The sequence below is a fragment of the Desulfofarcimen acetoxidans DSM 771 genome, from assembly GCF_000024205.1.
In the GTDB taxonomy this organism is placed as follows: domain Bacteria; phylum Bacillota; class Desulfotomaculia; order Desulfotomaculales; family Desulfofarciminaceae; genus Desulfofarcimen; species Desulfofarcimen acetoxidans.
In genome coordinates this window covers 2011114-2034818 of sequence record NC_013216.1, presented here as the reverse complement: position 1 = coordinate 2034818, position 23705 = coordinate 2011114, and the positions used below count along the sequence as shown (strand labels likewise).

The window sequence follows — 23705 nt, the reverse complement described above, 5'->3', positions numbered from 1 at the left end:
CTAATATTTTTGTTGCGGATAATCACAGATTTAAAATGCTCAAACCATACCATAGGCTTGATTTATTTTTAATTCTCAGGACATTGCGATTATGCTATGTCCTTTAATTTCGGATCCAATCTCTTCAATACAAAAACAAAATGCGTTGGCAAGATAACCTCTATTTTCTCAACCAACGCATTAAATATTCCATTATTAAACTTCACAAGCAAGCCCTACTGACCATTCAGTGTTTCAGCATCAATACCTTTATTCTACACGTCCTCGGCTCATTCCAGGTCTGCGACCCAAAAGCATCATTCCTGGATTATGCCCCATTACTAAACGAGGATCAAATTCAAATTCTCCATTGCCGGGCCAACCATCCTGCATACCGCCACAAGGATTAAAATCCCTACTATAGAATCGTCTGTCGCCCCCCCAATTGTGATGTCTGCCAAAGCGGGCGTCAAACGGATTGCCTCTACGAATTCGTGGGTCAAAACCTGGTTCAAACTGTTCGTCACCAAGCTGAGCCTCTATAGTTTCGATGATACGGCTTAGATATATGCTCAAATTCATTTGCTCTTCTTCATTCAAACATTCAAACAGCTTATCAAAGCTAAATTCTTGCTCAGTTGCCTCGGCTCCCTCTTTGGTAAGCTTAATATTCATAACTCGCCGGTCAGTTTCCGAAGCAGTACGGGTAATATATCCTTTTCTCTCCAACTTAGAAAGAAGCTCACCCAAGGATTGGGGACGCATATCCAGTAGGTATGATAAATCTTTTTGGCTAATTTCAGGCTGCATCTTAAGAATAGCAAGTACTCTGCCTTGCCCTCTACGAGGATCTCCCATCGGGCCGTACTGCATGTGATTTTGCTGATGGTATCGGTGAAGTAACCACTCAATACGTGTAAATTGCTCAATCAAATCAAAGTTTTGCTCATTTATCTCATTCTTTTCATTCATATAAATTTCCTCCTTTTATTGATGTAAAGCATCTATAAGGTACCTTATAATCATATTTTACAGGTACCTTATTGTTTTTGTCAACACTTTTTTACAGGTACCTTATAATAATTTATGATCAAATTTTCCCAATTATATAGAATTTAATAACTTAATCAATTATATTTAACAAGAGTAACTCGTTTTAGTCCTTCCTTTCCCAACTTAACTAACGTCATCAGTTAATTAAAGGTGCTAAGTATTTCACAGAATACATGGGTTTTTAAACTACATTTAGATTTTTCTTCCTATTAACCCCAAATGACACTTAATAACAATATTACAGTAATACTTTACCTGAATATTTTGGCTGTTAAGTAATTGCATCGGGCAAAAACTGCCCCTCGACAGCCACCCTACGTGTGACGGTTATTTAATACCGACGAGGTAAATCCGGGAAACATGGTGAGGCTACTGCCCCGCCGATTAGAAGGTTAATTTACTATTTATTATATTAATAATGATAATTAGTTATGCCATCACTTGCTTTAGCAAAACATTGTTATTTTTTGTCGAGTTTCTGATATTTGTAATTATTTAACAAAGGTAAAACATATCTATATATCTAATAATATAATACATGTTGATGATTGAGGAATTGTTAGATTAGTATTACATTACTGAGTTTTTGTAGAAAGGATGAGATAAGACCTATGAACGTAAAAACTATTTGTGCTAAAAACAATAATGACCAAAACTATATATCAGTGCTTAGTCCTCTTAAAATAGGTGAGGTCACTCTATCAAATCGTATTGTTTTTCCGAGTTGGCAGGTTAACTATGCTAATAATGATGGTTCCGTATCTGATAAGCTGTTGCATTTTTACACGGGCCTAGCAGACGGGGGCTGTGGATTAATTTTTACTGGCTGTGCTGTAGTCTCGCCAGACACAGTTGCTTTTGACCGGGTAATGCGTATAGATAAAGATACCTATATTCCCGCTTTAAAAAACCTTTTTTATGAAATTGAAAAACGCGGCAGTGTACCTGGAATTCAGCTGATTCATTATGGTAGGCAAGCGTTAAAATCAGTTATCGGGTGTGATTTGCTTGCACCAAGCCCGATTCCCTGTCCGGTAATGTCTACATTGGAACCTAATTATACAGTTCGTGAAATAAGCATAGAAGATATTGAGCGTCTTCGAATTGATTTTATTAAGGCAGCTGTACGTGCTGTGGAGGCCGGTGCAAAAGTTATAGAAATTCATGCTGCACATGGCTATCTACTCAACCAGTTTTTATCACCATACTCCAATCACAGAACAGATAACTATGGAGGTACTCTTAACAATCGTGCTCGGTTTGTTGTGGAGATTATTAAGGGAGTACGCTCCCAAATTGGAGAGCAGGCGGTAATTAGTGTTCGGGTCAGTGGTAACGAGTTTGTGTCCGGCGGGCTAACGCCACCCGACTTTAAAAATATAATCCCACTTATGGAAAAGGCAGGTATGGATTTATTAAATGTTACTGCCGGTGTGTACGAATCCATGGAGCGAATCGTACCTCCTGAAAAACTGGGTGAAACTCCACATGTTAACATTGCTTCGGAGTTGAAGAAATTTGCGTCAGTACCCGTATGTACAGTCGGTTCTATTTTTTCTTTGGAAACTGCAGAATCAATTATTTCATCCGGTAAAGCTGACCTAGTGGCAATGGGACGGGCGCAGGTCGCAGATCCGGAAATTGTGCGCAAATCCGCATCCCATAAAGAGGCAGAAATAAGAAAGTGTATTAGGTGTAATAAATGTGCCTTTTGGACAACCGGTGACCCGCAAATGCACTGCAGTGTAAACCCATCATTTAAATGTGAGAAATAGAGGAGTTAGTGGATATGGAAGAATTATATAAAGCCATCACTGAAATAGACATTCTCTCTCCTCCCAAGGATTATGTTCGGAATTTACTGCGGGTAATTTGTGATGAATTAGGATACTCATATGGTTCGGTTATTGATGTAGACAGTCAGGGAAAAGGGTTTATTTTCGCTTCATATAACTTGCCCAATAACTATCCTCAGACAATTAATCAGGTGAATGTACCTGTTTTGTCCAGTCCCTCGGGAGAAGCAATAAAAAAGTGTAAAATTGTTATAGTGCAGAATCCCTTGTCTGAAGAGCGTCTGGTTCCCTGGCATGAGATTATTCGTACCAATAATATTCAAACTATTACTTGGGTACCTCTTTTAAGTAAAGGAAGGGCTTTGGGTACTTATATTCTTTATGATACAAAAGTTCGTGATATATCGGAAGAAAAACAGCAGCTACTTAAGCAAATAGGTGTTATGATATCTATTGCTATATCCAGTAATCAATATCTTGACCAGTTGAATCAAAAAACAGGTGAACTTATAGAGGAAGTTCATAAGCGTAAGCGAGCACAATTAGCACTGTCTGAGAGTGAGCGTTTTTCAAGCGGAGTTTTTGAAAGCATAAGAGATAATCTTTGTGTTATTGATAATCAATACAATATTTTAAAGGTAAATCCGGTACTGAATCGTTTATATGATACAAAACAGCTTATTGGGGAAAAATGTTACTATGCATTCCACGATCTAGAGCAAATTTGTAAAAACTGTCCCGGAAAACGTGTTTTAGAAACAGGTAAATCTGCAAGTGGTATCATTACCTTAAAGAATTCTAAAGGCGAGATTAAAGGCTGGTTTGAAGTTCATAGTCATCCTTTTATAGATATGAATACCGGAGAGATTAAAGGGGTTATTAAATACGGACGGGATATTACTGATAAAGTTAAAATGGAGCAGGAGATAGCCCGTCTGGACAGGTTAAACCTGGTGGGAGAAATGGCTGCCAGTATCAGTCATGAAGTAAGAAATCCTATGACAACTGTACGGGGGTTTCTGCAGCTACTTCAAAAAAAAGAAGACTGTAAGAAGTATAATGATTATTTTAATCTTATGATTGAAGAATTGGACAGGGCTAATTCAATTATAACAGAATTTCTCTCCTTAGCTAAAGATCGTCCTCTAGATTTAATTATGAATAATATTAATTCAGTGGTAGAAATTTTACAGCCCTTAATAATAGCTCATGCCGTACTTTATGATACTACTGTTAAAATAGAACTATCTGAGATCCCTAATTTATACCTGGATGAAAAAGAAATTCGTCAACTTATTCTTAATTTGGTGCGCAACGGCTTAGAGGCAATGTCTCCCGGCAAAACTTTAACTATCAGTACATATATAGAAAATGATACTGTGATATTGGCAGTGGGAGATCAGGGTGAAGGAATTAAATCCGAGATAATGGCCATGATAGGCACCCCTTTTTTTACTACCAAGGAGCAGGGAACCGGCTTGGGACTAGCGGTATGTTACCGTATTGCTGCAAGGCATAATGCTAGAATTAATATAAAAACCGATTCTACAGGAACCACTTTTGAGGTAAGGTTTAAAGCTTCCAGTTTAGATAACAAATAATTTATATGCAACCCCGCATAAGGGGTATTCGCTGTAGCTTTACTCACTTGCTTTAAAGTTGTAAATGGGTTTGATTATATCAATTATTTCAACTGCGTCCTCAATGTTATTAATAATTTCTTTAATTGGTTTATAGGCCATAGGGGATTCCTCCAATGTAGACATACTAACTGATGTTGTATAAATACCTTTCATTGATTCTTGAAATTCATCCAGCATTACAGATTCTTTAGCTTTACTTCTACTCATTAATCTACCACCACGAGGAGCAGAATAATTCCAATCAGGATTCCCTTTGCCGATACCAATAATACTACCATCACGCATATTAATAGGGATTAAAACTTTTCCCCCTCATAAGCAGAGATAGCACCCCTACGAATAATATTATCTTTTAAGTTAATATAGTTGTGAATTGTTTGAAAGTGATTAAATATACTTAATTTTTCACCTAACAACTTATTATGATAATATCCCCAATGGAAAATATATTTAAATTTAATCATTATTAACAAATATTCATATCATACAAATACTTTTCTCGCCACTCACCATATACAAAACATAATCCCTTTGGATAAGAAGGATGTAAACTGGCATATTTCTTTTCTAATTCTTTTAATGCTTTCTGAATTTCTTTTCTCTTGTCATGGTTATATCCCATGAAGCTAATATTATATTTTGGGGCAATACACCTACCAATTTCCTTTATACGGTTTGCGATTGTATCATTTATAACTTTTCTGAGGTATTTTACTACCAAAACCGGATGATATGTAATTAAGAGGACTGAGTGACTGCTCGGTTTTAAAAAACAATAATCTCATAACCAGGTATAGTTCCAATCTAAATAGCCCATATTAAACCATGACCCGCCAATAATTTATATTTTAACAAACGTTGGATATTCTTATCTCTGAGTATAACTAAAACAATATAAACTGAAGTAAGTAGGAGGGTTTTATATGTGGAACGGTTGGCCTATTACCCGCGTTATTTTACTATTTACCGGTCTTGCTCTTCTAATGATTTCTTTACAGGTAACCATATTTCATTACAGACAAAATTTCAGACATTGGGCTATGTATGGACCAGTGGTAGGGGGACCGGTAATTGGAATTTTATCTATCGCATTATCCCTTTATAATCTACCTCAATTACGAAACTTACTGGCAATATTATTTTTTTTGGGTATACTTTTAGGGGTAGTCGGTTCTGCTCTACATTTTAGCGGCATAGGTCAACGGGTTGGTGGTTACGGCGAATCACAAAACTTTCTTGTTGGCCCCCCACTGACATTGCCTATCATGGTAGCTGCTATGAGTATCCTGGGTTTAATTGCCCTATACTGGAGGTAATAAGATGCAGGAAAGAACAAGGTATATCAATTATAATGTGCTAAAGGAAAAAGAGCACTGGGATGATCATACCCGTGAGATAGTATTAAAACGGCTAGGGCCATTTATTGAATACAAATTTCTAAGTGAACACGAAACGAAAATGATTTTGGCTATAGCCGAACACATTGTTTATGATGAAAGAAAAGAAATATTGCTTTATGTTGTCCACAACCTGGATAACACATTAGCCTCCCCCATCGGTGAAAACCAGCGCAAGGTGGGTATACCGGAACATAAAATCTTGGTTCGTCAGGGATTAAAAGCCGTTGATAAATTTGCCCAAAAGCAATACGGGGTTTCCTTTTTGGAAATTAATAAGCAGCAACAACTTTCCGTATTAACTGCCTTGAGCAAGGGTGAAGCGATGCAGATGGAGTGGCAAAGCATTCCACAAAAGGAGTTATTTAAAAAGCTGGCCACGGAAATTGTAAGTGCTTATTATTCCCATCCAACTGTCTGGTCTGAAATTGGGTACGGTGGCCCGGCCTATCCCCGTGGCTATGTGCGAGTAGAAACAGGACTAACTGACCCATGGGAGGCTAAGAGAGATGCCAACGAAGCATGATTTTGTGCAGCATAACTGTGATCATTACGACGGTAACAGGTATGACCATTTGGATAAACGAAAATATGGTGAAGAAGCTGATATATGTATTGTCGGTGCAGGTGCTGCCGGAGGAGTGTTGGCTTACGAACTAAGTCAAGCCGGCTTTAAAGTGGTTGTCATTGAGGCAGGACCTTTTTGGAACCCGCAAACTGATTTTGCCAGTGATGAGTTGTCCATGCACAGCTTGGCCTGGAATGATACTAGATTAGTTGCAGGCAATAACCCACTGGCAATGGGACATAACAATTCGGGACGCGGGGTAGGCGGAGGTACAGTTCATTTTACCGGTGTATTTTACCGTTTTCACGAGAGTGATTTTCAACTAAGAACTATGGATGGTGTAGCCGACGATTGGCCAATTACATATAAGGATCTCGAACCATATTATGAAAAAATTGAAAAAGATATAGCGGTATCAGGTCCCAAGCATTTCCCCTGGGGTCCTTTTCAAGGACCATACCCCTACCCGGAACGGGAACCTATCAGTGCTAACTCTGAACTGTTTCGAAGAGGTTGTGAAAAGCTGGGCATAAGAAGTGCAGTGGCTCCTTTGGCCATACTATCAGCCCCTTTTGACGGACGTCCACCTTGCATTAACAGAGGATTTTGTAATCAAGGTTGTTTGCCCAACGCTAAGTTCAGTACTTTGATTCATTATATACCTAAAGCCATAGGACACGGGGCTGAGGTGCTTAGTGATTGTATGGTTACACAAGTTGTTGTAGATAAAAGCGGTAGAGTAACGGGAGTTACCTTTATCCATGATGATAAGGAATATTTCCAAAAAGCCAAGATAACTATAATCTCGGCCTTTTGTATTGAAACACCAAGACTATTATTACATTCAGCCTGCCCCATGTTTCCAAACGGACTTGCTAACAGCAGCGGTATGGTAGGTAAAGCGTTGATGACCCATACCGGGCATGATATATATGCAAAATTCCACGATGAGGTACGTATCTATAAGGGAACGCCTGTGATGGCAGTATCCCAGGAATTTTATGAAACTGATAAATCAAGGGGCTTTGTTAAAGGATATACCCTTAATGCCCATGGCTCCAGGCCTCTGGGTCTGGCTAAAAATCTAGTCTCTAAGGCTGATATTTGGGGCGAGAAACTATACGACATCATGCGAGACTATAATTTTTACGCTCAGATTACCATGGTAGGAGAAGTGCTTCCTGATAACAATAATTCTGTAACATTAAGCAACGAAAAAGATGAGTATGGGATACCTAGACCTATAATTACTTTTAGTTACGGTGAGAATGACAATAAATTAATCGTTCACGGGGTGCAAAAAGCTAATGAAATATTGGAGGCTACCGGTGGTAAACCTGCCTTTGTGATTCCTGATACCGGTCACCTAATGGGCACCTGTCGAATGGGTAATAACTCATCTACTTCTGTGGTAGACGGATTTTGCCGCAGCCATGATATTCCTAACCTTTATATTTGCAGTGCTGCTGTTTTTGTGACCTCCGGTGGGTGTAATCCTACAGAAACGGTTATGGCTATCGCCGCTAGGACAGCGGATTATATCATTGAAGAGGCAAAAAAGGACGGTCAGTATGGAATGAGAAAAACTTCCTCCATGACATAATGACATAAAATAGTTGCAATATAAAAAATAGATATTAATATAGGTTCTTTCAATTGCCTCTCCCGCCTTTCCCTATAAATAATAGCATCAGTTTTTACCATTAATTTTATTATTATTAAATATTTGCAACTATTCAGCAAGGTCTAAGGTGTGCTGTGGTAGCCATGCGAAGTGACTGGCGTAGTGCAAGGATAACGGCTCTTAGACAAACTTTGGGTAACCGAACTTAGAGCCCCAACAGCACATACCATCACTATATTAATAGACAAAAGCTTCAGTAAAACAAAAGCTGTAATAAGGCAATCAATATATTATGCGCATCGAGGGGCTCTTATTTCGGTCCAAAGATTGCCTTAGAACCGTCCTGCACGCAGCCCGGAATAGAATGGGGCTACCACAGTGCGCCCGTATTAACAGTACCAACTTTTATTTGTGGCTAAATAATTACAAATATTTTTCATCCACATATAAATACGGTAAACTATATCTTTATTTTAGTTTCCAATTTGGTTTTCCGCAAGCAAGCTAGTAAGTACAGAATCTCTAAAAATACAATATTTTGCCGCTTTTCTGACAACAGTAGAGGCATCAACTTTTAATTCCTTAGCCATCTGTCTGGTAGTTCGATACTTAGCATAGGCTCTTTCCAATAGCTGCTTCTCAACACTTTCTACAGCATCTCTTAAAGGCACTATCCCCGAAACAATAATATATGAAGAACTAATCCCTACTTTATCCCGCAGATAGGAAGGTAAATCCTCACTGGTGATTATATCATCCATGGTAGTAACAACCATTCTCTCGATAAGGTTTTCCAATTCTCTGATATTGCCGGGCCAGTCATATTGCATGAGAATATCAACTACTCCTGGAGATATCTTTTTATTCTTTTTGTATTTGTGGTTAAATACCTCTATGAAATGCGCTGCCAACGGGGGTATATCATCCTTCCTGTCACGCAGCGGCGGTATATGCACAGGCACTACATTCAATCGATAATAAAGATCCTCGCGAAACTGTTTTTGCTGCACCATTTCTAAAAGGTTCCTGTTTGTAGCCGTTACAATGCGCACATCAACATTTATATAATTTGTTCCGCCGACCCGGATAATTTCTTTGTTTTGTAAAAACCGCAGCATCTTGACCTGTAAATTTAGCGGCATTTCACCAATCTCATCCAGGAATAAAGTACCCCCGGAAGCCAATTCAATATATCCTGATTTGCCCTCTTTCTTGGCCCCGGTAAAGGCCCCGCCATCATAGCCAAACAACTCTGATTCCAGTAAATTCTCAGGAATAGCACCACAGTTCACCTTAATAAATGGCTTATCCCGGCGTGAACTATTACTATGAATTATCTCGGCAATTAGTTCCTTACCGGTACCAGATTCACCGGTGATTAAAACAGTGGAGTCAACTGAGGCTAATCTTACCACCATGTCCAGCAGGTTCCTCATCTTGGCAGAAGTAACGACTAGATTTTCAGAATTATCATACCGTAACTTCAAAGTACGAAGCTGGTTTTCATAGTGCTGGCTTAGCCCTTGCGCTTTTTTCAGCTTGTGTTTTAATAGATTTAGTTCAGTGATATCTCTTACATTACAAACAACTCTGATTATTTCTCCGTTGGCATCAATTACCGGGTTTCCCGTCGTCAGAGTAAGCTTACCGGTTTTACTTGTTTGCATAATCGTAATTGATTTCTTCTCCTCCAAGACATGGCAGGTTACAGGTTCAGAGATAATACCATCCCTTCTAATATCCTCCACACTTAACCCCAGGTATTCATGGGCATCGATACCTGTCAGCAGTTCAAAGGCCTTATTGTAACGTAAAATAATTCCTTTACCGTCGGTTATAAACAGTCCATCAAAAGATGATTCGACTATGGCATCCAGTTCCTCATTCAATTCCTTCACATAACATAGTTCCTTAGACATTTTATCCAGCTCAGATATATCCTGAAGCACCGCTACGGCACCAATAATCTTACCATCCTTTTTGATCGGAGAACGGTTGGATATAAAGTAACGGTCATTAAGTTTCACTTTCTTTAAAGTCTCAACTTTTCCGGTCTCAATTACATCCATTAGATTACTGGTAGAAAGTACATCTAATATATTTTTCCCGGTAGCAGCTTCTGCCTCAATACCTAGTAATCTGGCTGCTGACAAATTCCAAACCTTGATTATGCCTTTTTCATCAACCGAAACAATCGCATTATGAGTCGAATTCATAATCGTATCAAGTTCCAGAGAAATGTTGCGATATGAATTAAAGAATGCTTTTGCAATATCGCCGCGGGTAATTATCCCCACTACCCGCCCCTTTTCATCAACAACAGGCAACCGGGGTACCGTAGCATTTACTACGTCACCAAACTCATCATCAGGATAGCCCGTGAGAATCTCCCGGGTCATTAAGGCTTCAACCTTTGTATTCATATCTATGCCCTTACTTATCGCACGATAAATATGACTCTTGGTAAAAAGACCTACTAATTTACCGTTTTCTAATACCGGGGCACCATCTATCTTATTTTCTATAAAAATGTTTACTACCTCACAAACCTTATGACTGGGACTTATAGTTAAGGGATCAGGGGTCATAATTTCCCGAACCTTCATTCGATGTCACTTCCTTATTAGAGACCGATTTAAAACCTCATAATACAAAATCATTTTTCGCTAACTATCACTAAAAGGGTCATCATATTGAACATATACTTACTATCTGAGCGGCATTTATCGGTTAATTCAACCTTTTTGAGGTCTATATTCGACAAACAGGCGTTATTTTCCTTTATATATACAAATAATTATGATTATACTATATATATCTTTCGCACTTGTCAATCTAAGGGACTTTTTAAGCAGTCTCTGCTATGAGTGTGTTTTAAAATTTTTTTTTGAGATGTCAACCTCAAAATATGGGTTCATACTTTAAATTCAGATGCTATATATTGATATCATAAAATATAAAATCTATTTTTGAAACAGTCTCTTGGTAATATGTAAAATGAATATCCTCTAGTGTGGGGAGTGCCAGGCTTTTATTATTAATTTGAGCTTTTACCTTATGTTCAATCTTTAATTTTGATAGTAACCTTAATACTATTGCAGCAGTCGTCATTTTGCACTGCAATACAATCGGGCTTATCAATTACTCTGTATTTACCGGCAGTTTCAATAATTAAATCCTCTGCTTTCAGGTCACCTTCCTTAGGTATAAAAAACATGCGGCCAAGCGGAATAATAACAGATTCTTTTAATATTTTCATAATATTTCTCCTTTATTGCTAATGTAATGATATTGGCGGGGATTTGCAAGTTTCATGCAATAACTATAACGCACACAAAAAGCATGGCATTAATCTACAAATAAACATTCAATAGGAACTTTCCCCTGCTTGTATCCAGGTAATGTAAAACCACCTGCCTTTCTTACATCACAAAGGCAAACAACACCAAAATTAACTCAGAAAGGACAGGTGTTTTATACAACCCTAACTATATTAGAAGCTAAAGATATAATTTATCCTTATCACCGGTAGCTGTACGTTCAGATCTTATTTTTTATACCTGGCGGCTACTTCCGCTGCAAGACTATATGGATCTGTTTCTTTCTTCAACAACTTATCAACCATCTTTTCTATTTCTCCATCCGCACCCAGGTCGTTTAATACCGGCTGCAGTATAGCTCCCCACAGTGCTTCATTAATTTCAGCATTTGTCTTACGGCGCATACGCTCAGATAAAAGATCATTATCAACCAGGTAGCGGTAATGTTCTTCTATCTTATCGCATAAGACTACCACACTCTCAGCGAATTTTTTAGGTTCAAGCACGCTTTCCACCAGTAATACAGGTATCTCCCAGCCCTTTGCATCATTAGACATGTGAACCATGTTCGAGACTTCCTTATATAACTTTCCGGCACCGTCACGATCTGCCTTATTAATGACAAAGATATCTGCTATCTCCATTAAACCGGCTTTGAGAGCCTGTATTTCATCCCCCATACCAGGTACCAGAACAACTATTACAGTATGGGCATGATTAATAATTTCTACCTCTTGCTGCCCCACACCAACAGTTTCGACTATTATGGAGTCTTTGCCCATAGCATCCATGACATGAATAGCCTCTCCCACAGCCTTGGATATACCACCCATGGAACCTCTGGTGGCCAGGCTCCGCAAAAATACTCCTTTATCCTCAGCATGTCGCAGCATACGGATTCTATCTCCCAACAGTGCTCCCCCGGTAAAGGGGCTGGTGGGATCAACTGCCAGCACTCCTACAGTCTTGTTTTTTTTGCGATATGAAAAAACAAGTTCATCTGTAAGGGTGCTTTTACCGGCTCCCGGTGCCCCGGTAATGCCTATGACATGGGAATTACCGGTTTTAGTGAAAATTTGCTGCATGGCAATATGGCTACCGGGTATTTGGTCTTCCAGATTTCTTATGAGCCGGGAGGCCGAACGCACGTCTCCCGCCAAAACTTTTTGACCTAGTTCTTTCATAGTACTCACGCCCTTGGAGTTACATTTGTATTAATCCATTTCACCAGTGAGTCAAGAGTGGCTCCCGGTGTAAAAATAGATTTTAGTCCTGCATCATATAGAGCCTGCATATCTTGTTCCGGTATAATACCTCCACCTATTACCATTATATCATCGGCACCTTCACCCTTCAAAAGCTGGACTACTTGAGGGAATAGGTAGTTATGTGCACCTGATAAACAGCTTAAGCCCACAACATCAACGTCTTCCTGAATAGCAGCAGCAGCTATTTGCTCTGGAGTCTGGTGACAACCGGTATAAATTACCTCAAAACCAGCATCACGGAAGCATCTGGCTAACACCTTAGCCCCACGATCATGACCATCAAGCCCGGGTTTAGCCAGCAGTATACGAATTTTTCTTTCTGCCATCACACTTACCTCCTTCAATTTTAGCGAAAAAACTATTTCTACTTCTTAAGCAGTGATAGTTCTTAGTACAAAACTTATGAGAAGCTATCCAGTCCAGTATGTTTGTCTTAGTAAATGCCAGGGTCGCGATACTCACCATAAACTTCTCTGTAAACATCACAGATTTCCTGAACAGTAGCATAGTTTTTAACTGCCTCAATACAATAAGGCATAACATTTTCGCCTTTTTTACAAGCAACGGCGATATCTTTAAGTGTTTCGGCCACTTTACGGCCGTCACGCTTTCTCTTAACCTCGGCTAGACGCTTTAATTGTTCAGCTTCAATAGAGTCATCAATTTCCACTATAGGAATGTCAACTTGTTCATCCTCCTGAACGTACTTGTTTACACCGATCATGATTTTCTCCTGAGCATCGATTTGCTTTTGGAATTTATAGGAGGCATCGGAAATTTCCAACTGAGGGAAGCCTTTTTCGATAGCGGCAACCATACCACCCATATCGTCGATCTTATGAATGTATTCCCAAGCTTTTTCTTCCATTTCATTAGTCAGCGCTTCTACGAAATATGAACCGGCCAACGGGTCAATAGTGTTTGCAACACCTGTTTCTTCAGCGATAATCTGCTGGGTCCGTAAAGCAATTTGCACTGCATGGTCTGAAGGCAGGCACAGAACCTCGTCCAGTGAGTTGGTGTGCAGTGACTGAGTACCGCCGAGAACACCGGCCAGTGCTTCAATAGCAGTCCTAACCACGTTGTTGTAGGGCTGCTGGGCAGTAAGTGAACAACCGGCAGTCTGGGTATGGAATCTCATCCACAAGGAACGAGGGTCCTTAGCACCATAACGTTCACGCATTGCTTTAGACCAGATCCTGCGTGCAGCTCTTAACTTAGCAATTTCTTCAAAGAAATCAATATGTGCGTTAAAGAAGAAGGATAATCTGGGAGCAAATTCATCAACCTGCAAGCCTTTACGTCTAATAACATCCTCTACATATTCCATACCATCTCTTAAAGTGAAGGCCAGTTCCTGTACAGCGGTTGATCCGGCTTCTCTGATGTGATAGCCGCTGATGCTAACGGTATTCCATTTAGGAACATATTTGGTACCAAACTCAATGGTATCGCTGATTAATTTTACTGACGGCTCAGGCGGGCACATAAAGGTTTTCTGGGCAATAAATTCTTTTAACATATCATTTTGAATGGTACCGCCGATTTTATTGAGGGGAATTCCCTGCTGCTGCGCACAGGCAATGTACATGGCCCATAATATAGTAGCAGGAGGATTAATTGTCATCGAGGTGGTTATTTTATCCAAAGGAATCCCTTGAATCAAATCTCTAAAATCTTCGATAGTATCAATAGCTACCCCAACTTTTCCACACTCACCCTTGGCTTTGGGAGAATCAGTATCATAACCCATAAGCGTTGGGAAATCAAAAGCTGTACTCAGACCGGTCTGTCCGGTAGCTAACAGGTAATGCCAGCGCTTGTTAGTTTCGACAGCTGTACCCATGCCGGAAAACATTCTAAAGGTCCAGTATTTTCCACGATAACCGGTTGGCTGGCAGCCTCTCAAATATGGATATTGTCCCGGATAAGCTATATCCCTCTCAAAATCCATATCTTTAATGTCCTCTGGACCATATATTCTCTTGATACCTAAATCAGAAACCGTGGTCCAATTTTCTTTTTGGTCAGAGTGTTTAGCAACTATTTTTTTAACTTCATCTTCCCATTTTTGTCTTAATCCACTTGACTTTTTTACTAAATCTTCAGTAATCAAAAGTTATTCCCTCCTAATTGATTCAACATTCAATACGTCGTCTTTTTTAAGATTTAAGTCAAAACAGTATTTGAGACATTTATGACCAAATTAATTCGTATTATTGCGAACATTTAGCTAATAATTTTCCATAAGATTATCCATGGAAAACTACTTAAAGCTTAACTGACTGATTATACAAGAGACTTGCAGTACTAGTACTCAATCCCTGCCCTATCTTTAATACCGGCATTATAATGATGTTTAATTTCGTTAACTTCACTTACTAAATCAGCTATTTCTTTCAACTTATCTGAAGCATACCGCCCGCTTAATAATAGGTCTAACTCAGCCGGCTTGTTTTTAACCATATTTAGCACTTCTTCCTCTGGAATAAGCTTAAAATCAACAGCCACATTAATTTCATCCAAAATGACCATGTTGTATTCTCCACTGGCAATTATCTCTTTAGCTTTTTCCAAACCCTGCCGGGCCATCTCCACGTCTACAGGTGCAGGATTGTTCCGCATGACAAAACTATCAAGACCAAATTGATAAATTCTAAGACCAGGGAGATACTTTTCTCCGGCTATAACTTCTCCGTATTTTCGTCCCTTCATGAACTGAAGTATACATACACTATAACCCTGTCCAATAGCTCGTAAGGCCTGACCAAAGGATGATGTTGTTTTACCTTTGCCGTTACCAGTAATCAACATAACTAGACCACGTTTGGCTATGCTAGCAGTAGATTCCATCACACCCAACTTTTTTACCTCCTTTTTTTATCTTCCCACATCAGAAGACCCATACTTAAGGTGGGGAGCTTTCATATCTATTAGTTTTTATGCTGGAAATCAATTTGAGATCAAATTAATTTCGTATCTTTACCCTATATATAAGCAACATTAATGCCAGTATCTAATAATTATTGATTATGGCTAAATAGCTATGTCTGAATATCACTTTAATAAAACTTTATCCAACAAATGTTGTATTACCGCAACGCCGTTGCCGTGCGCTGACTGTTGCAGCTTTGCAACAGAGATGTATTTCTGCCTGCATCTTAGCAGGTTTATTCCTTCAGCATTCTTTTCTCATATTTTTCACGAAAGATGAGGATGATTCATCCAAGTATTTCCTTCTTTTACACTTAAACCTATTGCAATATAACAACAACTTGCTTCAATTTCTATGTTGCACATTTGAATTAGCTGTTGCTATATTGCAACAGGTTTATTGCTACCTGCCGTTATCTTGAGCAAGCTGTGGCCGCTCTCTATAAATTAAATTTAAAAGTAACTTTGCAACTATTCAGCACAGTGTAAGGTGTGCTGTGGCAGCCAATCGAAGTGACTGGCGGAGTGCAGGCCAGTACACCCGTCTTAGCAGCACCAACTTTTAATGGCCAGATATATCGAGGTCCAATGGTCTGAAAAACTAAAATCCCTGCCGGTAGCCGACAGGGATTTTTGCTATCTACTTGAGGAAAATTCCTTCCGGGTCAACTTTATTATAAAGCAAGTCAAGTTGATGATAAGTCGGTGGCTTAGTTTCGCCACTTACGCGAGAAACATTTAGATCAAAACTCACATTATTTTTTATATCTTCTACGGTAAATCCGGGATGCACTGTATCCAGATACATTATTCCTTCTTCATCGAAACGAAAAACAGCCATATTAGTAATAACTGCTACGGGGCCACCATGGTAGAATCCTCCATAGATATCCTTTTTATGAGCCCATTCTCCGCTGGGCCATTTTTTAATTCTCCAGCCGGGTGAAGTGATATAATCTACTTCCTCTTTAAAGCGCCGTTTTTCCTGAACCATGATGAAGACTGTTCTTTTGGCAAAAGAATTTATATCTGCATTCCCGCCACTACCGGTAAACCGGATCTTGGGGCTATTATAATCTCCAATAACTGTAGTATTAACATTACCATACTTGTCTATCTCAGCCCCGCCCAGAAAACCTAAATCTACATAGCCGGCGTGTAATTGTCCATAAAAGGTTTCATACAACCCCCCGGCCTTGGAACCCTGAAAAGCACAACGCGCATCACCTACGGAAGTAGGAAGATCAATAGGCCTTCCATCAATACTACCGGCTTCATAAATACACACTGAATTGGGTGCATGTTCATATTGGGCCAGAGTTATAGCCAGCATAGGAAGACCGGTACCAGCAAATACAACGTCTCCGTCAAATACTTCCCGGGCAGCCGCAGCAGCTAATAAATCTATTGGCTGAAATTCTCCTGTTTTTGCATATTCGTTACTTGCACTCATTTATCTGGTCCCCCTTTTTACTCTGGTTGAGTAGCCTAAAGCAACACTGGCCCTCAATTTTTCCAGGCGGGCCACACCTAGTTTTTCGAGGTATTCTTCCTGGCTGTTTACACCAAATATCCATTCCTGTGCCCATTGATCAAAACCTTCTTGGGTACGTGTTTTAGCATTAAAATCCCGTAAAAAATCTGCATCACAATCATAATAAGACTGTGAACCCGTTGGGTGGGCTGACCAGGGACACTCTACCACGTAATCAATTTCATAACCACTGGCCAGATTTTTAGTGGGATCCTGGCGCAAATAACTATCGGGGACAATTTCTTCACATATAACTATTATCTTATCCGATGCCTTAATTACGTCCGAATCATTATAACTTTGAGATAATACCCGTACAGTCCCCTCGTTTCCGACCATCGGAGCATATACAATCGATATGTCGGGTTTAACCGCCGGCATTAATAATAATTCGCCCATATCAAAAAACGGATCCTTAACAATTTCGTACTTCTTACTGGCTATCTTAGGATTAGACCCATCTCTCAGCCCGGCTCTGGCCAAGCCGTCATATTCCGGGTTTAATATGTCACTGCCCATGGCCAGAGCAGTCGGGAAAAAGGGTACATTTATAGCGCCCGCCTGAATCCTGCCAACTGCATGTCCATGGCTAAAATCATCGGTAATAATCTCCCCGGCTACTTGCTTGCGGGATAAATTAACACCAACCTTGCCCAATAATTCCTGTCCCATAAAGCTACCTTCCCATATCTTAACACACCCTGCTCCTATAAGCATGTCACTGTGAAAACCACCTTGCACCTCAAATAGATGCAGATCCTTTTTCCCCTGGCGAATAATTTCATAACATAATGCCACCGGGCGACGCCAGATAGTAAATCCACTAAAAGCAAGTAAATCACCGTCATTGATTAGCCCGGCAGCTTCTTTAAGTGTAATTTTATTTATTTTACCCAATTTAGGACAAACCCCCTTTTTCCTGTTGCTATAAATAATTGCACTTCTTCATTTTTATCCAGTAATAATTAAGATTCCTCTACCAGGGTAAAGCGCCAGGCACAGAACCATTCTTCCGGATGAGCATCGAGTGGGCAACCAATACATTCCGTCTTAATCCTGGAATCTACTGATCTGGCAAATTGCTTGTATTCAACCAGGCCGGCTGACTTACAGGGGTAATCCTCCAAACCCTATGCATTCTACTCCCCGCAGCAATAACTGCTTCTACTGCAAAAGTCAAAGTTTTGAACAAATCATCTACAGACTACTAGCTTAAGCATATAAAAACGATATGTTGTACTATTTTATAACTACTTAATATAGGTAATAACGTTAGGCGTACTGCTTAAGAACTCAGGGCCCTTCTCCGTCATAACAAAACTGTTTTCAGTACCTATAGCACCCTCGGGAAATACAAATTTAGGTTCAAGAGCAAAAGTCATCCCCGGCAGGATAGGGGTTTTGAGCCCTTTGGCTAAGATGGGAAATTCATCTAACTCTAATCCTATACCATGTCCAATAAATTTAACCTTATCATCCTGATAGCCCATAAAACTATCTTTATAACCCATTTCTTCAGTTAACTTTAAAGCCAGCAAATAAGGTTCCTCTGCAGGAGTTCCCGGTTTAATCGCCTTGATTATTTCTGCTTCAATAAATACTGCAGCTTCAAAGGCTTTGACCATCTGAGGAGTGAGTTCACCGATGCAGAATATCCTGGTTTGGTCGCCTGTATAACCATGAACCACACAAGTATAATCAATATAAACAGCTTCATTACGATTAATCTTTTTCCAACTGGCACCATGGGGATGGGTTACAGCAACACCGTTCCCGCCAACCGGCCCGTCGAAAAAACTCGGCGCACAACCACTGCTTCCGGAGAGGGTGTTCCCTAAAAATAAATCTTGATTAAATGCCCTCATTTTACAACAGCCTGAATAACCTCGTTTACGCATCTCAGCTTCAAAGAGCGCAGCCAACTCAATCTCCATCATTCCTTCACGTAAAAATGAAGGTACAGCCAAATGCGCTTTATCTATGACACTTAGGGCGTCGCGAAGAAGTTCTACTTCATAGGGCGATTTAATTGAACGTATTTCCTTAATTGCAGGTGAAATATCACAAAATTGCGTATTAGGGAAAATCTTTTGGTATCTATTAAAAAGATTCACCGGCAGTACATCTAACGCCATGCCGATTCGGTTAAAGCTGGTATAAGTAAATTCAGCAAGAATTCCCGGAATCTCCTTGGGACTTTTAATTGGCACAATATTTTTTAGAGGCGATTCAGCCTTACCACGTGATAAACTCTTTTTGATCATCAATACCGGCTCACCACTGGCAGGTACATACAAATATGAGGTCTGTACGGTACCGGTAAAGTAAAACATATCACTGTTAAGTAAAATAATAGCTCCGTCTAACGCCTGTTGGGTTAGTTTTTCTTGGAGCCTGGCAGTTCTTAGTTCTATCTCCGACTTCGGAGTTAATTTTATTTCCATTTTCTTATGACCTCCCATTAAAAGTTATCAATTTCGAATTCTTAATTATTCGATGAACTATTCAACGTCTATCAAGATACCCTCATGAAGAAGAGTCTTAAGCAAACCCTCATCCAGCTCCTCATCTAACCAGGATTTAGAAGGGGTAATTACTATCTGATTTGATTTAATGCTTACTTTTAGAGAATCGTTATTCTGCAGATTAAGTTGTTTGTTAACTTCCAGCGGAAGCAGTATTTGACCAAAATCATCAATTGTAATACTTATTGTTGTTGCCATTTTATCCACTCCATTCTATTTAAGTTGATTGGGTTCAAGTCTTCCGGGAACAATTGCACTCCAGGACAGGCAAAACTTAATATTATAATCAGTTAATTCTAATAATTCTGTTTCGGCACCGAGAATAGCTGCCTCGTCCAGTACTGCTTGAAGCATAATAGCTGTGTTTTTACCTCTGCGGTGACTGCCGTTGATACCAGCAATTTTCACGTATCATTTCCTCCTCATTCATTATTTTTTCACAACATTAACCTCTTTTAAGAACCCATTAGTCCTTGTTATACCTGTGCCTATACCCGGAAGATTTTTAAGCCAAACTTAAGTTATGTTAATCTTGATAAGAAAACAATTTGGTATTAAAGCAATTATTTTATCATTATAGGCAACATATATGCAACATCTATGCCACTACCTTATTTATTAACAACTATGCTTAAATAGCTATGTCTAGATATTCTTTTATTAAATAATAACTACACTTTTTTAAGTAAATGTTGTATTACCGCACCGCTATTGTTTTGTTATGACTGTTGCGGCTTTGCAGCAGAACATTTAATACTGCCTGTGTCTTTATATGTCTATTCATTTAATATCCATATCTTATAATTTTTTCACAAAAAAAAGGGTCTAGTTCATCAAACTAGTAGAACGATTCCTAATTAACATATCAATAAGCTAGTTAAATAATATAATTTCTACTAATAATTTAAATTATTTCAATATCATCCATTTTGTACTTCCAGCGGTAAACAGTAGGACAATCATTAATTTCTTTTATATATTTGTAAATTCTATCTTTTAATTCTTCTTTAGTTTTTACCCTAATAGCCCTCAGCATTGATTTAGCCATTTTGCCAAAAAATGATTCAATTAAGTTCAACCAGGATCCATGTTTTGGTGTAAAAACAAATTCAAAACGATTTGGGACAGTACTAAGATAAGCCCTTGTTTCTTTTGAAATATGAGCGGAGTGGTTGTCCAATATAATTACTATTTTCTCTATATCTTTGTAGTACTCACTTATCATTTTTAGAAACTCTACAAACTCAATACTACGATGGCGGTCTTCTACTTGAGCTAAGATATGACCTGTTACCAAATCAATACCGGCCATGAGACTAAGTGTACCATGGCGAACATATTCATAATCACGAGCAAGACATGAATACGTTCCAGGAGAAGGAGAAAGATCCGGAGCAATATTTTCTATAGCTTGAATACCGGGTTTTTCATCATATGATATATAAGCATACATTGATTGTTCATCATTTTTTGATACCATTTCAACTTCTTTATAGACATATAACACGTTAGCCATTTTTTGTTCAAATTCTGGATCCCTTTTTTCCAAGTAATATTTAATTTTATGTGGCTTAACTTTGTTTGCTGAAAGTATTTTTGATACTGTACCTTTTGCTAGATTTTGCAGGGTTGGATGGCCATTTTCTACACAATGATTTCGTGCATGTTTGGCTAATAAATCTGTTGTCCATAATTCATAGCTATATCCAAATTCCTTAGGTTTTTGGCAAGCAAGAGAAACAAGCCACGCTTTATCTTCTTTGGTTATTGTATCCGGCCTGCCTGAACGAGGAAGATCATTGAGTGCTATATCTAAGCCAAATTGTAAAATTTTATCTATATGTCGTTCTACTTTTGCACGGTTAGTCTCTAATATTCTACCAATTGAAGCTATTGTTTCTCCTTGATGATACAAGAGAAACATTTTAGCCCGTTCAATATGACTCACACTTTCTGTTCTTGAATGTATAATTTTTTCTAATCTATTTATTTCTTCTGTTGTCAAATCTAATTTTGCTCTTTGACTTATGAATGGCATAGTTTGGTCTCCCCACCTGTTATGTATTATAGGAAATTATATACCATGCCGATTTGTGGTTCAATGATAATTAAGAATTGCTCTACTAGACCCTTCAGTATACTTAAACCTGTTGCAAGGCGCCAACAGTTGGGTTCAATTTCTATGTTGCGCATTTGAGTTATCCGTTGTTATATTGCAGCAACTTTATTGCTCTAAGTGCTCATTAATCCCCGGTATTTTCAATAACCGACAACCAGACAAAAAGCTTGCCGCCGTTTGAGGGTTGTTTTTTCCTGAATATTCGTGTTTTATGCATTTACTCAGCTTCAGGACTGGCAAGTATATAGGATTTCTACATACCCTTCTGTTCCATGCACTCGAATTCGTTGCCCATCTTTTATCAGTTTGGTAGCGTTTTCTATTCCGACAACTGCTGGTAAACCATACTCACGCGCGATAACTGCTCCATGGGTCATCAGTCCACCAACTTCGGTGACTAGGCCTTTTATGGATACAAATAATGTTGTCCAACTAGGATCAGTAAAGGAAGTGACTAATATATCTCCATCTTCTAGATCATCATCTTCCATGTTTAAAATGACACGTGCTCGTCCCTCTATAACTCCGGAAGAAACAGGTAGACCTACAATAGCTTCAGCCGGGAGATTTTCCCGTTTATACTCCCCTGCAATGATTTCACCATCAGACGTGATAACACGTGGGGGAGTTAGTTTTTCATATAATTTGTATTCGTCTTTTCGTTTGTTGATGATCTGGTAATCAAGCTTATCTGTGCGCACGACTTCGCGAAGTTCTTCAAAAGTGAGATAGTATATATCTTCTTTTTCATGAATAATGTTGGATTGAACAAGTCGCTCAGCTTCTTTCAGCAAAGCCTGCTTATAAACGAAGTAGCGGCTTATCATGCCATATTTTGGGTATTCACGATAACCGATGAAATTTCGGATTAGGTCGATCATTCGTTTTGTTTCTTTGGCTTTTTGCTCACCATCCGGTAATTGCTTCAAGCGATCTAATAACTCTTGTTCTTTTTGCAAAGCTTCCTCTCGTCCTTGCTCAAATTTCCTCTGGCTGGCATTAGGCTCAAAGTTTCTGATGTTGCTAAGAATCATGGGAACAAGTATCGCTGGTTTTTCACTCCAACGAGTTTTGGTAATATCAATTTCGCCGGAACAGCGCATTCCGTATTTGTTGAGATAAGCATAGATAGCGTCCTGGGTTTCCTGACCACCATTAAACTTAACCAATTCAGCCAAAAAGTTATCATCTTTTACATTTTGTAAATAATCAATTACTTCTGAATAAGGACGAATCACATCTGCAACATTAAGCAGCGCCAGACCCATTTCCGAAGTAATATTGTTTGGTACAGATTGAGAAAGAGTATCCGATGCGTTTTTTTCACCTAACCACAGGTTCATTTTTTCATTGATCCATGATGAAGCTTCTATAGCAGCCATAAACACACGTGAACTTTGTGGGTCAAATAAAATCTTCTTTAACTCCCGGATATCTTCCAGAATAAAATCAAATAAATCCGGTCCTGATTTCGTTTGGATGTCTTGTTTTAACTCTTCTATTGATGTTTGACTATTCTTAATCAAATCAGAAACAATTGCCGGATCACTTTCGATTTGTGTATGAAAACCTGAAGACGGCATACCTTTATTGCTTTTACTGGGACTCTGATCTTTCTTATCATTTGGTAACGATTTTATGAAATCTCTTCGATCTATTATGGTTATGAGTGCGTCTTTTATGAGTGGATCATGTTGTCCCATGGTATCTAATAAAGTTTCTCTGCTGCCAGGTGAAGCCAGCATCTGTGTAACATCAACAAATAACCTTCCACCAGCTTTAAACCTGGGTCCAAAGGATGTTAACTGGAATAAAGACATTCCCAATGGTTTCATTGGGTCAGTCATCATTTGCTGATGACCGACAGATACATAAACATGATTTTCTTGCTCATTTGCTTCAGGGATGGGGTATAATCAACCAGATACCATTTAACTCTAAAAAG

At 39.0% G+C, this 23705-nt stretch carries 19 protein-coding genes and 3 pseudogenes; 5 read left to right on the top strand and 17 right to left on the bottom strand.

The window, feature by feature from the left end; translation table 11 throughout:
- Positions 1 to 249 precede the first annotated feature (249 nt).
- Positions 250 to 951: a MarR family winged helix-turn-helix transcriptional regulator gene (locus tag DTOX_RS09425; RefSeq protein WP_015757465.1), complete on the bottom strand. Its 702-nt coding sequence runs from the start codon at positions 949 to 951 to the stop codon at positions 250 to 252.
- A 692-nt stretch (positions 952 to 1643) separates the two neighbouring features.
- Here DTOX_RS09425 and DTOX_RS09420 point away from each other — a divergent pair.
- Positions 1644 to 2807, top strand: a complete 1164-nt coding sequence (locus DTOX_RS09420) for an oxidoreductase (RefSeq protein WP_015757464.1) — start codon at positions 1644 to 1646, stop codon at positions 2805 to 2807.
- A 14-nt stretch (positions 2808 to 2821) separates the two neighbouring features.
- The gene (locus DTOX_RS09415) at positions 2822 to 4429 is read left to right on the top strand and encodes an ATP-binding protein (protein WP_015757463.1); all 1608 of its coding nucleotides are present in this window, start codon (positions 2822 to 2824) and stop codon (positions 4427 to 4429) included.
- Positions 4430 to 4468: 39 nt separating this feature from the next.
- Here the strand turns inward: DTOX_RS09415 and DTOX_RS25295 are convergent.
- A pseudogene (locus DTOX_RS25295) lies at positions 4469 to 5075 on the bottom strand (RtcB family protein); the annotation flags it as partial.
- Positions 5073 to 5210 (bottom strand): annotated as a pseudogene (locus tag DTOX_RS25290) (transposase); the annotation flags it as partial. The pseudogenes DTOX_RS25295 and DTOX_RS25290, both read right to left, overlap by 3 nt.
- A 184-nt stretch (positions 5211 to 5394) precedes the next feature.
- Between DTOX_RS25290 and DTOX_RS09400 the strand changes: the two are divergent.
- Genes DTOX_RS09400 through DTOX_RS09390 form a run of 3 tightly spaced genes read left to right on the top strand, consistent with a single transcriptional unit; the run spans position 5395 to position 8039 of the window.
- The gene (locus DTOX_RS09400; protein ID WP_015757462.1) at positions 5395 to 5787 is read left to right on the top strand and encodes a hypothetical protein; all 393 of its coding nucleotides are present in this window, start codon (positions 5395 to 5397) and stop codon (positions 5785 to 5787) included.
- Positions 5788 to 5791: 4 nt separating this feature from the next.
- Complete coding sequence (locus DTOX_RS09395) at positions 5792 to 6394, top strand: gluconate 2-dehydrogenase subunit 3 family protein (RefSeq protein WP_015757461.1); 603 nt, start codon at positions 5792 to 5794, stop codon at positions 6392 to 6394.
- Positions 6378 to 8039 carry a GMC family oxidoreductase gene (locus tag DTOX_RS09390; RefSeq protein ID WP_015757460.1) on the top strand — a complete coding sequence of 554 codons (1662 nt, stop codon included), beginning with the start codon at positions 6378 to 6380 and terminating at the stop codon, positions 8037 to 8039. The genes DTOX_RS09395 and DTOX_RS09390 overlap by 17 nt, the downstream gene beginning before the upstream one ends.
- 494 nt (positions 8040 to 8533) lie before the next feature.
- On the opposite strand, the gene DTOX_RS09385 is transcribed toward DTOX_RS09390, so the two are convergent.
- The 14 genes and pseudogenes from DTOX_RS09385 to ppsA all read right to left on the bottom strand — a co-directional run.
- Positions 8534 to 10666, bottom strand: a complete 2133-nt coding sequence (locus DTOX_RS09385) for a sigma 54-interacting transcriptional regulator (RefSeq protein WP_015757459.1) — start codon at positions 10664 to 10666, stop codon at positions 8534 to 8536.
- A 455-nt stretch (positions 10667 to 11121) separates the two neighbouring features.
- Positions 11122 to 11319 carry a hypothetical protein gene (locus tag DTOX_RS09380; RefSeq protein WP_015757458.1) on the bottom strand — a complete coding sequence of 66 codons (198 nt, stop codon included), beginning with the start codon at positions 11317 to 11319 and terminating at the stop codon, positions 11122 to 11124.
- 288 nt (positions 11320 to 11607) lie between these two features.
- The gene (gene meaB, locus DTOX_RS09375) at positions 11608 to 12564 is read right to left on the bottom strand and encodes a methylmalonyl Co-A mutase-associated GTPase MeaB (protein ID WP_015757457.1); all 957 of its coding nucleotides are present in this window, start codon (positions 12562 to 12564) and stop codon (positions 11608 to 11610) included.
- Positions 12565 to 12569: 5 nt separating this feature from the next.
- Positions 12570 to 12974, bottom strand: coding sequence for a cobalamin B12-binding domain-containing protein (locus tag DTOX_RS09370; protein WP_015757456.1), 405 nt, complete (start codon positions 12972 to 12974; stop codon positions 12570 to 12572).
- A gap of 107 nt (positions 12975 to 13081) precedes the next feature.
- Entirely contained in the window at positions 13082 to 14764 is a 1683-nt protein-coding gene (locus tag DTOX_RS09365; RefSeq protein WP_015757455.1) for a methylmalonyl-CoA mutase family protein, read from the bottom strand.
- Positions 14765 to 14958: 194 nt separating this feature from the next.
- A complete protein-coding gene (locus DTOX_RS09360; RefSeq protein ID WP_015757454.1) occupies positions 14959 to 15510 on the bottom strand; it encodes a cob(I)yrinic acid a,c-diamide adenosyltransferase in 552 nt (183 codons plus the stop codon).
- 712 nt (positions 15511 to 16222) lie between these two features.
- The gene (locus DTOX_RS09355; protein ID WP_015757453.1) at positions 16223 to 17035 is read right to left on the bottom strand and encodes a CoA-transferase subunit beta; all 813 of its coding nucleotides are present in this window, start codon (positions 17033 to 17035) and stop codon (positions 16223 to 16225) included.
- Positions 17036 to 18013, bottom strand: a complete 978-nt coding sequence (locus DTOX_RS09350; protein ID WP_015757452.1) for a CoA transferase subunit A — start codon at positions 18011 to 18013, stop codon at positions 17036 to 17038. It lies immediately after the preceding gene.
- A gap of 68 nt (positions 18014 to 18081) precedes the next feature.
- Entirely contained in the window at positions 18082 to 18243 is a 162-nt protein-coding gene (locus tag DTOX_RS22145) for a DUF6125 family protein (protein WP_242652580.1), read from the bottom strand.
- A 123-nt stretch (positions 18244 to 18366) separates the two neighbouring features.
- Positions 18367 to 19560: a M24 family metallopeptidase gene (locus DTOX_RS09345; RefSeq protein WP_015757451.1), complete on the bottom strand. Its 1194-nt coding sequence runs from the start codon at positions 19558 to 19560 to the stop codon at positions 18367 to 18369.
- A gap of 57 nt (positions 19561 to 19617) precedes the next feature.
- Positions 19618 to 19839, bottom strand: a complete 222-nt coding sequence (locus DTOX_RS09340) for an AbrB/MazE/SpoVT family DNA-binding domain-containing protein (RefSeq protein ID WP_015757450.1) — start codon at positions 19837 to 19839, stop codon at positions 19618 to 19620.
- 15 nt (positions 19840 to 19854) lie between these two features.
- The gene (locus tag DTOX_RS09335; protein WP_015757449.1) at positions 19855 to 20049 is read right to left on the bottom strand and encodes a flavodoxin family protein; all 195 of its coding nucleotides are present in this window, start codon (positions 20047 to 20049) and stop codon (positions 19855 to 19857) included.
- 496 nt (positions 20050 to 20545) lie between these two features.
- Entirely contained in the window at positions 20546 to 21679 is a 1134-nt protein-coding gene (locus DTOX_RS09330) for an IS630 family transposase (RefSeq protein WP_015756644.1), read from the bottom strand.
- Between the two features lie 308 nt (positions 21680 to 21987).
- Positions 21988 to 23676 (bottom strand): annotated as a pseudogene (gene ppsA, locus DTOX_RS09325) (phosphoenolpyruvate synthase); the annotation flags it as partial.
- Positions 23677 to 23705: the final 29 nt, after the last annotated feature.